Here is a 13,591-nt window from a genome sequence, read left to right as displayed (position 1 = left end):
CTCGGGCTCCGGCTTCGTCTCGGGTTCGACCTCGGCCTTGGGCTCGGGTTCCGGGTTTGTCTCGGGGGTGGCCTCGGACTCGGGCTCGGCCTTGGGCTCGGGCTCTGCCTCGGGTTCCGGCTGGGGGGTGGCCTTGGGGGTGGCCTCCGGCTCGGGGGCGGGGGGCGGAGGGGTCTCGGACTCCGGAGCGGGATTCGGTTCCCGGGGTGCCGTCTCCGTAGCGGTGGCCGGTGTTTCGGTGGTCGTGGGCGGCTGCGTCGTTTCCGGTGCCCGCTCCTCGGCGGCCGGGGCGGCGCTCTCCGGCTCCGCCGGTTCCGGCGTGGCCGGGGTCTCCCCGGAGGGAGCCGCCGGGGTCGGGTGGTCGTCCGACCGGGTGGGCCTCGGCACCGACACCTTGTCGAAGGCCGCCGCGACGAGGTCGTGTTCCTCGCGGGGCTCCGGGACGGAGGCCGTGCGGGCCGACGGGGTGGGCTCGGCGGACGGGGACGGCAGCTTCGGGGCCGCGGGCGTGTCCGCGGAGGGCTCCGGGGCCGGCTCGGGCGACGTCGAGGTGGCCGGGGCGGCCGCACCCTCCGTCTCGGCGGCCTGCGCCGCACCCTCCGCTTCGGCGGCCCTCGCTTTGCGTGACCGTCCGAACGCGTTCCGCAGGAGAGTGAGAATGCCCATATGCGCAACCCTTCGCGTGAGTTGATGCCCGTCAATCCCTGGCCAGGACGGACACGTAAGGTTAGCGGCCCGTGCGGGCGATCTTGGGCAGGGTCGGGGGTCCGCCGCCGCACCTGTCAAGGGGGGCATCCGGCCTGCCGGCGCCGCGGGACGACCGGACCGCACACCTCCTTTAACGCCGCCGCGGGTTCACTCGCCGTTCACCCGGGCGCCCGGCTACCGCACATATGTACTCCTACGGTCGCGCTGACTACCACGGGCATCCAAGGAGAGAACACGTGCGCAAGCTGCTGCCGTTGATCGGAACGCCGTCCGGATCGCACCCCGGCGGCCGGTCCGCCATGACCTGTCGTTTCCGGTGTGGTGACGCCTGCTTCCACGAGGTGCCCAACACCAGCTCCAACGAGTACGTCGGCGACGTCATCGCAGGCGCCCTCAGCCGGCGGTCCATGATGCGGGCCGCCGCCGTCGTCACGGTCGCCGCGGCCGGCGCCGGCGCGGTCGGCGTCGCGGGCGCGCCCGAGGCGCAGGCGGCCCCCGCCGCCAAGGGCGGCCACGGTCACCGCAAACCCGAGGGTGCTCGCGGACTGCGCTTCACGCCCGTCGCGCCCAACACCACCGACGCCGTCACCGTGCCGGAGGGCTACCGGCAGAACGTGGTCATCCGCTGGGGCGAGCCCATCCTGCGCGGCGCGCCCGCCTTCGACCCGGAGAAGCAGACCGCCAGGGCGCAGGCCGGGCAGTTCGGGTACAACTGTGACTTCCTCGCGCTGCTCCCGCTCCGCGGCGAGCGCGGCCGGCAGCTGCTCGTCGCCAACCACGAGTACACCGACGAGGTCCTCATGTTCCGGGACTACGACCCGGAGAACCCCACCCGCGAGCAGGTGGAGATCGCCTGGGCCGCGCACGGCCTGGCCGTGGTCGCGGTGGAGGAGGAGCACCGGAGCGGGAAGCTGACGCCCGTCACCCGGCACCACCTCAACCGGCGTCTGACCGCCACCTCCGAGTTCCGGCTCACCGGGCCCGCCGCCGGGTCCGACCTCGTGAAGACCTCCGCCGACCCGAGCGGCACCAAGGTGCTCGGCACCCTCAACAACTGCGCCGGCGGCACCACCCCGTGGGGCACCACCCTGCACGGCGAGGAGAACTTCAACCAGTACTTCGCCCACGGCAGCCGGACGACCGACAAGCGGTACGGGATCGGCACCGGCGGCACCGAGCGCAAGTGGGAGCGGTTCGACAAGCGGTTCGACGTCGCCCAGGAGCCGAACGAGGTGCACCGCTTCGGGTACATCGTCGAGCTCGACCCGTACGACCCGGACTCCACCCCGCGCAAGCGCACCGCGCTCGGCCGGTTCAAGCACGAGGGCGCCACCGTGCGGCTGACGCACGACGGGCGGCCGGTCGTGTACTCCGGTGACGACGAGCGCTTCGACTACTTCTACAAGTTCGTCGGCAGCAAGCGGATGCGGCACGGCAACAGCCGCTGGGCGCGCGAGCACAACCTGACGCTGCTCGACGAGGGCACGCTGTACGTCGCCAAGCTCACCGGCGACTCGCCCGCCATCGAGATCGACGGCACCGGCAAGCTCCCCAAGGACGGCGAGTTCGACGGCAGCGGTGAGTGGATCCCGCTGGCCACCGCCACCGCCGACGGCGCCGTCTCGCACGTCGAGGGCATGACCGCCGAGGAGGTCTTCGTCTTCACGCGGCTGGCCGGCGACAAGGTGGGCGCCACCAAGATGGACCGTCCCGAGGACATCGAGCCCAACCCGGTCACCGGCAAGGTCTACCTCGCCCTCACCAACAACTCCAACCGCGGCAGGGCCGGTTACGCCGCCGCCGACGAGGCCAACCCGCGCAATGCCAACAAGCACGGCCACGTCCTGGAGCTGACCGAGCGCTGGAACCGGCCGGAGAGCACCCGCTTCGCCTGGTCGCTGTTCCTGGTCGCGGGCGACCCGGAGGACCCGGCGACCTACTTCGCCGGGTTCCCGAAGGACGCCGTCAGCCCGATCTCCTGCCCGGACAACGTCGCCTTCGACGACCACGGCAACCTGTGGATCTCCACCGACGGCAACGCCCTCGGCTCCCACGACGGCCTGTTCGGCGTCGCCACGCGCGGGAGCCGGCGCGGTGAGCTGAAGCAGTTCCTGACCGTGCCGACCGGCGCGGAGACCTGCGGTCCGATCATCCAGGACCGGCGCGTGGTGGTCGCCGTGCAGCACCCGGGCGAGGTGGACGGGGCGTCGGTGGACAAGCCGGCCAGCACCTGGCCCGACGGTCCCGGCAGCTACGTCCGTCCCGCCGTGGTCGCGGTGTGGCGCGCGGACGGCCGGGACATCGGCGTCTGACGCTCCGGCATTCCGGCGTTCCCGTACCCCGCACCGGGGTACGCGTGCCGTCACGGGAGGGCTGGAGCGGGTGCCCCCGACCCACCGCGCTCCAGCCGCTCCCGGTACGCCGGTGCCCGATGCGCCGCTTCCCGGTACGCCTCGGTCGGGCCGGGACGGACGTCCTCCGGCTCCGTGTCCGCCGGCCGTCGGGCCGGTCGGCCCGGCCGCCGTGTCACCGGCGGGCGTGCAGCGTGAGGTCGACGACCAGCGCGCGGTGGTCGGTGTCGGCGAGGTCGAGGAAGCGGGCCCGGCGCGCGGTGAACTCCTCGGACACCAGGACGTGGTCGATCTGGACGCCGAACGCCGGAGCGGTCCGGGCCGGCCAGGTCGGCGTCCGGTCGGCCCCGCCCAGCCGGGCCGCGTCGCGCAGACCGGTGTCGAGGATGCGGCGGAAGGCGGCGTGGTCCTGGGAGGCGTTGAAGTCCCCGGCGAGCACGGTCGGGGTGGTCCGGTCGGCGGCGGCCACGGCGCGCAGCCTGCCGAGCTCCCGCTGCCAGAGGTCCACCTGGCCGGGGAGCGGCGGCATGGGGTGGGCGAGCTGGAGCCGTACGGTGTGCCCGTCGACGTCGGCGACGGCGCCGGGCATGCCCATGGTGCCGGGGACGCCGTCGGCGTCCCCGAGCGGGAAGCGGCTGAGGATGACGGAGCCCTCGGAGCCGCCGCCCGCCACGGCCCGCCGGTGCGGATAGGCGTCCGCCAGCTCCCGCTTCAGCGCGGCGTCGCAGGTGTACTCGCACTCCTGGACGAACACGAGGTCGGGTTCCTCACGGCGCACGGCGTCGACCAGGGAGCCGGTGCCCTGCCCGAACTCCACGTTCGAGGTCAGCACCCGCAGCCCGGCGACGGGCCGTCCGGCCGGCTCGCCGGTCCGCCCGTACGGCTCGATGAACCAGGCCAGCAGGCCGAGCAGGGCCACGCCCCACACGGCGCCGGTCCACCACCGGGCGAGCAGGGTGAACAGCAGCCCGGCGGCCGTGGGCACGAGCAGCCAGGGCAGGAAGGCGAGGAGCTGCGGCACGGGGGTGATGCCGTCGGTGTCGGCGACCCGGCAGCCGACGACCACGCTCACCCCGGCGAACAGCAGCGCCGCGCACCAGGCGGCCGGTCGCCGCCTCCCGCCGCGCCGCCCGGTCCCGTCCCCGGCGGCCGTCCACTCGGCAGTCGCAGTGTCCAAAGGTCCCGGCCTTCCGCTCGCGGATGGGATGCCCGAATCCTTCCCCAAAGACGGGAGGAGGGGTGCGGAAGGTTGCCGGGCCGGTGTCAGATGCGGCTCCGGGCCGGGGACGGGGGCGGGGCCGGGGCCCCGGCGGGCGGCGCGGTGCGGCGGCCGGGCCGGCGGCCGTGGCGGCCCGTCAGCCAGGAGACGAGGGCCACCGTCAGGCCGAGCGCGAGCAGCAGCCAGGACACCGTGCGCAGGGTGGCCGTCAGGGCGTCGTAGACCGCGCCCGCCGCCGGGCGGTGGATCCGGTCGGGCAGGTCGGCCAGGGTGAGGCGGCGGCCGAGGGCGACCGCGAGGGCGAGCAGGGCGCCGCCCAGAGCCGTGCCCAGGCCGGTCGCGGTGAGCGCGCGGCGGCGGCAGGCGGCGACGGCGATCCCGGCGGCGGTGAGGACGACGGTGGCGAGCGGCAGCCAGAAGGCGGCGGCATCCAGCGCGTGGTACCCCCTCCGGAGCCCGGCCACCTCCCCGGCCGGCACCACGGCGACCTCGGTGCGCTCGACCGGGATGCGGTGGGCCAGCGGCATGCGGTCGGCGACGAGCCGCTGTCTCACCTGCGCGGCGACGGGGGCGAGGTCGACGGTGACCGGACCCCGGACGGCCCCGTCGTCGCGCACGGCGCGCAGCACCGCGTCGTGGACGGCCAGGTTCCCCGCCTCCCACGCCGTGCGGAAGGCCTCGGTGCGGGTGAACGAGCGCACCGCGTCCCGCACGAACGGCCCGAGCGTGCCGCGCGCCGGCCCCGCGTCCAGCTTCCGCACGACTCCGTCCCCGACGGCGTCGGCGACCGCGTCGCGCACGTCGGGGTCGGCGGCCAGCGGTGCCATCGTGCTGACGTACCGTCCGGTGTCGGCCAGCCCGAACGCCGCCCAGGCCGCGAGCGCGCCGCACGGGGCGAGCAGGCACGCCAGGGCGACCAGCACCGCCGCCAGGGCGTCGCGCAGCCGGGCGTGCGGCCGCGCACGGCAGCGGGGTCCGGCGCAGGAGGGGCCGGCGTGGAAGGGCGCGGGGCGACGGAGGGCGTCGCCGGAGGGGGCGTCGCGGAAGGGCACCCTTCCAGGCAAGACGCCGGGGGCCGGGCGCGCGAGTGCTGGGGGCGCGTACGGGTGCACCGGGCGGGCCGAACGGGCGCCTCACCCCCGGCACGACCCGCGCCGGGGGCTTCACCCGAACGGGCCTGCCCGTCCCATGGACGTGTCGTCACGCGGCACGGTGGCCTCCCGCGTCCTCGCGGCGTCGTCGCGTGCGTAGTACCGGTAGAACAGGAGCAGGAAGACGCCCGCCGCGACCACCAGTCCCAGCCACGCGGACCGCAGCAGGGTCTCGTTGGACTGTCTGACCAGGAAGCCGACCGCGCTGCCGGTGAAGGCGGCCCAGGGCGCCGCGCGCAGTCCGCGCCGCAGCTTCCGGGCGACGGCCTGCACGGCCAGGCAGAGGACGAAGAACGCGAGCGCGGAGAGGAAACCGAACAGGAGGTTCCAGCCGGTGATGGGCCCGCCGTAGCGCCGGTTGGCCGCCGCCCAGAAACCGAAGACCAGCCCCAGGACGAGGGGGATCACCACCCGCGCGATCCTGTGGGTCCGTTCGCTGAAGATGTCGGGTGTGCGGGGCCGCCCGCCCGCGGACCCCATGCGCTGGGGTCTGGGTGCCGCGTGAGCCATGAGAGCACTCCTCTTCTCTCCTCGCCCCCGCCTACCAGGGCACACCTGCCGGGGGCGGACGGCAAGTCGGCCCGCACCGCCGCCGGGACCGCTCCGGGGATCCGCCCCGGGACCGGATGCGCGCCGCGCGGCCGCGTGTTTCGCTGGGGCCGTGAGCCACGGCGGCGTGGGACACGGCCCGCACGACCGGCTCCCCCGGGCCGGCCGCCGTGACCTCGTGCACCGGCACGAGCTGCTGCGGGTGCGGGGACGCAGTGTCGCCTGGCTGCCGCCGTTCCTGCTGCTGGCCGCCATCACCACGGCCGACTACAACACCACCGGCGAGTTCCGGATCATCTCCTGGATCGTGCTGGTGCCGGGCATCGCCGCCGCGATCTGCGGGGTGTGGGGCACGGCCGTGTTCGCGGTGCTCGCCGTCGCCGCCTACGTGACCGTGGACAACGCCTGGCCGCACGAGTACCAGACGGGGCTGCCCGACTTCATCCTCGTCACCGTCGGCGGCACCCTCGCCACGCTGGCCTGTGCGGTGCGGGTGCGCGGGGAGCGCCGCGCACTGCACATGCGGGACGTCGCCGACACCGTCCGCCGCACCCTGCTGCGTCCCCTGCCGCCGGGCTGGGGCGGCCTGGAGCACGCCGGTGTCTACCTCACCGCGGACGTCCAGGCCCGCGTCGGCGGCGACTTCTACGACATCCAGCCGGGCCCGCACGGCACCCGGGTCCTCGTCGGCGACGTCCAGGGCAAGGGGCTGGGCGCGGTGGAGACGGCGTCGGTGCTGCTCGGCACCTTCCGCGAGGCCGGCTACCACGAGCCGGAGCTCGCGAGCGTCGCGGACCGCCTGGAGACCCGGATGCTGCGGCACCGCGAGTACACCACGGCCCTCGGCCGTAGCGACGGCGACCGGTTCGCCACCGCCGTGCTGCTCGGCTTCCCGGCGGACCGGACCGACGTGGTGGACGTCGTCGTCTTCGGCCACGAACCCCCGCTGGCCGTCGGCCCCGACGGCGTACGGTACCTGCCGGCCGGCGGGGGGCTCCCGCTCGGCTACGGCGACCTTGCGCCGGGCCCGCCGGGCGTGCGCCGGGTGCCGGTCGCCGCCGACGAGACGCTGCTGCTGGTCACCGACGGGGTGACCGAGGCCCGGGACGCCGACGGCACGTTCTACGGCCTCGCCGCCGACGTGGCACGGGCGGTGGCGGCGGACCCGCGCGTCACCCGGCCGACCCGGCTGGTCGCCCTCGTGCGGGACGGGACGCTGCGGCACAGCCGCGGTCACCTGGTCGACGACACCACCGCCCTCGCGGTGCGGCGGAGGCGCGCGGCGGGGGGCGAAGGCCCCGAAGGGGGACGTTCACCGTCCTGAGGCCCCCCTTTGCAGCCGCAGCGGTTACCGTGCTGCCGTAGCTGATCGACAGGGGGAGGGACCATGCCCGGAACCGTGCTGCTGCTGGCGGCCTCGCCACTGGGCCGCGGGCGGCTGGTGGACGCGGCGTCCGTGCTCCCGGTCCTCGCGGCGGTGCCCCCCGCCGTGCTCGCCGGCACCGACACCGCGAACGTCGTCGAACTCGCCGATCCGCTGGAGCCGCAGGCCGTGCTGACCCGGCTGCGCGCGGCGGCCGCCGCCCCCGGACCGCTGACCGTGTACGTCACCGGCCAGCTCCAGCTCGACCGCCGCCAGCGGCTGCCGCACCTGGCGCTGGCCCGGACGACCGCGTCCACCGTGCGGTACACGGCGTTCCCCTGGCACTGGTTCCGGGAGGAGCTGCGGTTGCGGCCGACGGGCGCGACGACGCTGATCCTCGACCTGCACGCCGATGCGGAGACCTGGCAGTCGCTGTGCGCCCCCCGGCCGCCGGGCCCGGACCAGGTCCCCCTCGACTGCGGCCGCAACAACGCGGTGTACGGGCGCGTCGCACCGCCGCCGTCCCGCCGCGGTGTCGCGGAACCGGCGTACATGAAGGCGGTCGCGACGATTCTGCGCAGCGGATGGCGTCCGCCGGACGAGGAGCTGCACCAGCAGGCGCTGGCGCGGACCGGCCCGGAGAGCGCGGGCGCCGGCCTGGTGCTGGCCCAGCGCGGGCCCGTCCCGGGCGATCCGCACGCCGCCCTCACCGCCGCCGTGCGCTCCGGCCGCCACGCGGACGCCGACGCGCTCGCCGCGCGCCTGGAGCAGGCCGCCGGCCTGGCGCACGGGCCCGCCTCCGAGGAGGCGCTGCACTGGGCCGAGGTCAGGGCGGACCTGGCGATGCTCGCCGGCGACGCGGCGCGCAGCTGCCGTGCCTGGCTGGCGGTGGCCACCGCACGGCTGGCCGCCGGGCAGGCGGCGGACGCGCCCGCCGTCGAGGCGGCCGTGGACCGGGCGCACCACCAGTGGGGCCGGATCGGCGAACCGGCACGGGCCCGCGAACTGGGCCCGGCGCTGGCGGAGTTGCGGAGCCGGGTGCCCGGGCGGCGCGAGGGCGCCCTGGATCACGTGCAGCGGCAGTTGCGGCAGTTGCAGACGCAGAACTGAGTGTCCGACGAACCCTCCCCACCGGGCAACGGCGGTGCCATGATGGGGAGTTATGGCTGAGGGGGATGGTGTGGCCAACCAGGACATCCGGGTGTGGCTGGAGGAGCCGGCGAACCCGGGCGACATCGGGGCGCTGCGCAAGTGGCTCGAGCGGGAGAAGCCGATCGACGAGCTGCTGCGCGCGGGCGAGCTGCAGATCCAGGAGCGGCAGGTACGGCGGCGCGGGACCGACGAGACCGGCGCTCCGATGGGCCTCGGCATGGAGATCGTCCTCGTCGTCATCGGCGCGGCCGCCGGCGCGATCTTCAATGAGCTGCTGGAACAGGTCAAGGACGCCGTCAAGGCGTGGCTGGCCAACCGGCGCGACGTCGAGGACGGCGAACCGCCGGTGGGCGGAGTCGAACCGGTGAACCGCGACGACGGGTAGGCCGGTGCTTCCCCTCGACCCGCGCGGGACGGCGAACCGGGCGCTGCTGGTCGGCGTGTCCGAGTACGACCTGACGAAGCCGCCGCACGGTGTGCCCGGCGACCTTCCCGCGGTCGAGCACAACCTGGGACGGATGCGCGAGGTGCTGGCGCGCGGCCGGGTCTTCGAGGAGCAGGAGATCAGGGTCCTCGCCTCGCCGACCCTGGACGCGTTCGGCCGGGCGCTGCAGGCGGCCGCGGAGGAGGCCGAGGGGCTGCTGCTGCTCTACTTCGCCGGGCACGGCGCCATCCCCAACGCGGGCGACGAACTGTTCCTGCAGATGCGCAACGCCAGGGTGATCCCGGGCGGGTCCGCGGTGTTCCCCGGCGCGGAGATGTTCAGCTCCCTGCTGGCGGAGCTGGCCACCAGTCCGGCCCGGCGGATCGTGGTGATCCTCGACTGCTGCTTCGCGGGCAACGCCGCCTGGATCTGGGAGCCCTTCTACGCCAAGCGGCGCGTGCTGCTGCTGATGAGCGTGCAGGCCAACCACCGCATCGACGCGGGTGATCCGAGGACGCCGACGCCGTTCACCGACGTACTCGCGGCGCTCCTCGAGGAGGAGGGCGAGACGGGTCTGAGGGACCTCTCCGACCGGCTGCGGCAGCGGATGGCCACGCTCGGCCACCTCACCGAGCGCGGCAAACCGTGGGAGCCGCAGTTCCGCGCGGAACCCGACGTGGACGTGCTGCTGACGGCGAAGGAGGCTTCGCCGGGGACGGGACCGGACGGAGACCGGCCACCGCAGGAAGACACGGAAAGGCCCGCACCGCTCCTGCCCGGCCCCGACCCCGGCTCCGGTCTCGACCCCGGCTCCGACCCCGGTCCCGGCTCCGAGCCCGGTCTCGGACAACCGGGCGTACACCTGCCCGGCTCCGGGGAGCCGGGTCTGCCTGCGCCTGGTTCGGGGGAGCCGGGCGCGCCCGGTTCCGTGACCGGGGAGCCGGACCTGCCCGCGTCCGGTTCCGGGCAGTCGGACCCGTCCGTGCCCGGTCCCGGGCAATCGGACCCGTCCGCGCCCTGCTCCGGAGGATCGGGCCTGTCCGCACCCGGCTCCGGAGAACCGGATCGGCCGGCGTCCGGTCCCGGGCAGCCGGGTGCCTCCGTGTCCGGCTCCGGGCAGTCGGACCCGTCCGTGCCCGGTCCCGGGGGGTCCTCGTCGCAGGGCCGCCGGGAGGTCCCGGGGTCACGGTCCTCGCCCTTCCGGCTCGTCCGGCTCCTCGTCGCCCGGTTCGGCCGTTCCCGGCGGCGCGGACCGCTGCGCCCGGACGCCGGGCGTCCGCGTCGGCGGACCGCGGTCCGGGTCGTCGCCCCGGTCGTCCTCGCCGCCGGTCTGCTCGGCCTCGGCGTCCTCGGTCTGATCAAGATCTTCTGCGGGAACGACTCCGTCTGCGACCCGGCGCTGGAGCTGCGGGTGCTGACCGACCCGGACCTGGAGCCGACGGTCCGCGCCGCCGCCGACGCCTATCTCACCTCGGACGGGAACATCACCGACGCGGGCTGCCGGCGCACCGGCATCACCGTCTACAGCGCGGGCTCCTCCGACGTGGTCGCCGCCCTGCGGGGACGGACCGGCGCCTGGCAGGAGCCCCGGGACGCGGACACCAACCCGCAGCGGGACATCGGCCCGCAGCCGGACGTCTGGATCCCCGCCTCCCGCGCCGCCGTCGACCGGGTCGAGGCCGGACAGGACACGGACGCCGTCGCCGGCCTGGAGGCGGACGAGGAGCCACTGGCGTACTCACCGGTCGTGCTGGCCGTTCCGCACGACATCGGCTCCGAAGCCCTGGGCGACCGTGCCGACCACCCCCTGAACGACATGATCGACACCCTGACCGAGCGGTACGAGAACGCCGCGGTGCGCCGTCCCGACCCGGAGTTCACCACCGCCGGGCTGCTCGCCACCGTCGGCCTGTACGGCACGGACGCGCGCGCCGTGGCCCGCGGGGAGCGCCTGGTCGCCCAGCCGGGGCCGCCCTCCCCCACGGCCGCCGAGCTGCTGTGCACGCTGCCCGACGACGACGCCGTGGACGACCGCACCGCCGCCCTGGTCCCGGAGTTCCTGCTGCGCAGCGGCGTCGGCTGCGACCGCACCACGCGCAGCCCGCGCTTCGCCCAGTACCCCGAGGACGTCCCGGGTGTGGAGCCGGTGTTCGTCCGGGTCCGCTGGGCGGGCGCCGACCGCGACGAGAGCGCCCGTGACGCGTCGGCCGAGGGGTTCCGCGACTGGCTCGCCGGGGAGCACGGCCGGGAGGTGTTCGCCCGGGACGGCTTCCGTTCCGCGTACGACCGGGAGCTGCTGGACAAGGGCCCGGCCGCCGAGGGCGTGCTCCGCGCGCCCTCGCCGCTGCACCAGTCCGCCGGCCGGGACGCGATGGAGCGGGCGTTGAAGGCGTACCAGGACGCGGGCGGCCCGGGGCGGGTGCTGTTCCTGCTGGACAGCTCCGGCTCGATGACCGGACTGTGGAAGGGGCCGAGCGGCGGCCCCGGCCTGCTGCGGCAGTCGCTGGGCGGACTGGGCGGGCAGGACGAGTACGGCGTGTGGGCGGTGGCGGGCCCCGGCGACCGGCCGTACGGGACCCTCCTGCCGCTCGACCGGCACCGGCGCGCCGACGCCGAGCGCGCCGTCGGCACCGCCCGGGTGCGGGACGCCGAGGCCGACCCGCACGCGGCGCTGCTCGCCGCGCTCGACGAGATGACGGCCCGCGGGGACGACCACCGGCCCCAGCTGATCGTGCACATCACCGACGGCGAGGACAACGACCGGCTGACCGGCGACCGTCTGGACGAGGTCCTCGCCCGGGCGCGGACGTCCGACGTCCCGGTGACCGTGGTGTCCCTGCAGAGCGGTGGCTGCGACCCGGACCGGCCGGACCGCCGGATCGCCGACGTGAGCGGCGGGCGCTGCCTGGACGCGGTCGACGACCTGGGCGCGGCGCTGCACGACGAGGTCGCCCGGACCGGAACGGGGGAGGGCTGATGTTCCGACGGCCGGCCGCGCTGCTGGCGCTTCTGACCCTGCTGGTGCTGCCCGCCTGCACGGACGGCGGGAAGGGCGACGGCGACGGCACGCCGGCCGCGTCCCCCGCGAAGGACACGCCCGGCGTCATCGTGGTCGCCAGCGGCCGTGACGTCACCGGGAAGAACGGCGTCCGCCAGCAGCTCATCGACGCCTGGAACCTGCGCGAGCAGCGGGCCGGGTCCGGGTACCGCGCCCGTCTGGTGGAGCTCCCCGGCAGCGCCGACAAGCAGCGCAGCCAGCTGCTCGGCGCCCTGCAGTCCCGCAGCGCCTCCTACGACGTGGTCAACCTGGACGTGACCTGGGTACCGGAGTTCGCCGCCGCCGGGCTGATCCGCACGCTGCCCGAGGACCTGGTCGACGACGACGTCATCGCGCCCGTGGCCGAGACGGCCCGGTGGGACGGCGACGTGTACGCGGTGCCGTTCAACAGCGACGTCGGCCTGCTGTACTACCGGCGCGACTACCTGGAGCGGGCGGGCGTCGAGCAGTCCGACCTGAGCGCCGACCGCCTCACCTGGGACAGGCTGCAGGAGCTCGTCGAGACCCTGGACGCCCATCCCGCCCAGGGCTCGTACAGCAAGGGCTGGACCACCCAGCTCGCCGCCTACGAGGGCCGTACGGTCAACGCGGTGGAGGCGTTCGCGTCGGCGGTGGAGGACTTCGCGCCGGTCGACGAGGACGGCCACTACACGGGCACCGTCGAGGAGCTGACCGACGGGATCGCGGAGCTGCGCCGCCGCACCGCGGCCCCGTACACCCTCCAGGACGCCCACCGCTCCGACGAGGCCGGCTCCCTGAGCGACTTCGAGAAGGGCCGTACGGCCTTCCTGCGGCACTGGCCGTACGTGTACCCCACGCTGCACCGGACGTTCACGGAGGAGCAGCTCGGGGTGGCACCGCTGCCCGACCGGGCGGTGCTCGGCGGGCAGAACCTCGCGGTGACCGAGGCCTCGCAGCGGCCCGGGAAGGCGGCCGAGCTGATCGAGTACCTGACCAGCCGGGAGAGCGAGCGCTGTCTGCTGGACGCGGGCTTCGCCGCCACCCGCGTCTCCGCCTACGAGGACGACGTGCGCTGCCCCACGGACACCGCCGCGCCCTCCGCGTCGCCCACCGGCGAGGGCGCCGACCGCGTCCCGCGCGACGAGGGCGGCCGCCCCGCCTACGCCCGCACCATCCTGCTGCCGGCCCTGAAGAGCGCGGTGCACCGCCCGAGGACCCCGCTGTACGGCGCGTTCACCCAGACGCTCATCGCCGGGCTCGACCCGTTGTTCGCCGGCGGACCGCCCGGGGACGAGGACCTGGCCCGGCAACTGGACGAGGCCCTGCGCAAGGCCCTGCCGGATTGAGAAGGAGGGAGGGGAGGGGAGCAGGGGGACAGGAGGGGGCGGGAGGAGAAGCGGGGCTAGCGGGCCACCGCTTCCACCGGGGCCGTGGGCCGCGGTCCCGGCTCGCGGTGGGCGGCTCCGGCCGGGCCCGCGTTGGCCGCCAGGACCAGTGCGGCGACCGCGGCGACGGCCGCGACGAAGCCTCTGGCGTAACGCTCGGTGGTGCGTGTGCGTTCCAGCACGGCGACCTCGCACAGCGATGGGTTGAGCATGCTTGGTTCGCGGTTCAACCTAGGGGCCGCCGGGCGCGAACGGCAAGGGGGAGCCGGG

Annotated in this window: 10 protein-coding genes and 1 pseudogene; 6 read left to right on the top strand and 5 right to left on the bottom strand. The window is 75.4% G+C overall.

Going from position 1 to position 13,591, the window contains the following annotated elements; all coding sequences use genetic code 11:
• Positions 1-666 (bottom strand): annotated as a pseudogene (locus RIM90_RS17150) (Toxic cation resistance protein); the annotation flags it as partial.
• Positions 667-944: 278 nt separating this feature from the next.
• Here RIM90_RS17150 and RIM90_RS17145 point away from each other — a divergent pair.
• Positions 945-3,020, top strand: a complete 2,076-nt coding sequence (locus RIM90_RS17145) for a PhoX family protein (RefSeq protein WP_309061578.1) — start codon at positions 945-947, stop codon at positions 3,018-3,020.
• Between the two features lie 214 nt (positions 3,021-3,234).
• Here the strand turns inward: RIM90_RS17145 and RIM90_RS17140 are convergent, their stop codons facing one another.
• The 3 genes from RIM90_RS17140 to RIM90_RS17130 all read right to left on the bottom strand — a co-directional run bounded on the left by RIM90_RS17140 (position 3,235) and on the right by RIM90_RS17130 (position 5,939).
• Positions 3,235-4,236: an endonuclease/exonuclease/phosphatase family protein gene (locus tag RIM90_RS17140; RefSeq protein WP_309061577.1), complete on the bottom strand. Its 1,002-nt coding sequence runs from the start codon at positions 4,234-4,236 to the stop codon at positions 3,235-3,237.
• A gap of 86 nt (positions 4,237-4,322) precedes the next feature.
• On the bottom strand, positions 4,323-5,222 hold the full coding sequence (locus RIM90_RS17135) for a hypothetical protein (protein WP_309061580.1): 900 nt from the start codon (positions 5,220-5,222) through the stop codon (positions 4,323-4,325).
• Positions 5,223-5,441: 219 nt separating this feature from the next.
• Positions 5,442-5,939, bottom strand: coding sequence for a hypothetical protein (locus RIM90_RS17130; protein WP_309061576.1), 498 nt, complete (start codon positions 5,937-5,939; stop codon positions 5,442-5,444).
• 151 nt (positions 5,940-6,090) lie between these two features.
• Here RIM90_RS17130 and RIM90_RS17125 point away from each other — a divergent pair, with 151 nt between their 5' ends.
• From RIM90_RS17125 to RIM90_RS17105, 5 genes are all read left to right on the top strand, one after another.
• The gene (locus tag RIM90_RS17125; RefSeq protein ID WP_309061575.1) at positions 6,091-7,302 is read left to right on the top strand and encodes a PP2C family protein-serine/threonine phosphatase; all 1,212 of its coding nucleotides are present in this window, start codon (positions 6,091-6,093) and stop codon (positions 7,300-7,302) included.
• A 63-nt stretch (positions 7,303-7,365) separates the two neighbouring features.
• Positions 7,366-8,451 (top strand): hypothetical protein, encoded by a 1,086-nt coding sequence (locus RIM90_RS17120; RefSeq protein WP_309061574.1) that lies wholly within the window; start codon positions 7,366-7,368, stop codon positions 8,449-8,451.
• A gap of 52 nt (positions 8,452-8,503) precedes the next feature.
• Positions 8,504-8,878 (top strand): hypothetical protein, encoded by a 375-nt coding sequence (locus tag RIM90_RS17115; RefSeq protein ID WP_309061573.1) that lies wholly within the window; start codon positions 8,504-8,506, stop codon positions 8,876-8,878.
• 4 nt (positions 8,879-8,882) lie between these two features.
• The gene (locus RIM90_RS17110) at positions 8,883-11,894 is read left to right on the top strand and encodes a substrate-binding domain-containing protein (RefSeq protein WP_309061572.1); all 3,012 of its coding nucleotides are present in this window, start codon (positions 8,883-8,885) and stop codon (positions 11,892-11,894) included.
• A complete protein-coding gene (locus RIM90_RS17105; RefSeq protein ID WP_309061571.1) occupies positions 11,894-13,282 on the top strand; it encodes an extracellular solute-binding protein in 1,389 nt (462 codons plus the stop codon). Before RIM90_RS17110 ends, RIM90_RS17105 begins: the two co-directional genes overlap by 1 nt.
• 56 nt (positions 13,283-13,338) lie before the next feature.
• Here the strand turns inward: RIM90_RS17105 and RIM90_RS17100 are convergent, their stop codons facing one another.
• Positions 13,339-13,533: a hypothetical protein gene (locus RIM90_RS17100; RefSeq protein ID WP_309061581.1), complete on the bottom strand. Its 195-nt coding sequence runs from the start codon at positions 13,531-13,533 to the stop codon at positions 13,339-13,341.
• Between the last annotated feature and the right edge of the window lie 58 nt (positions 13,534-13,591).

This window comes from Streptomyces sp., assembly GCF_031181555.1.
Classification (GTDB): Bacteria; Actinomycetota; Actinomycetes; order Streptomycetales; family Streptomycetaceae; genus Streptomyces; species Streptomyces fimbriatus.
Note: the sequence above shows the minus strand (reverse complement) of the source record. Positions and strands in the feature narration are given on the sequence as shown.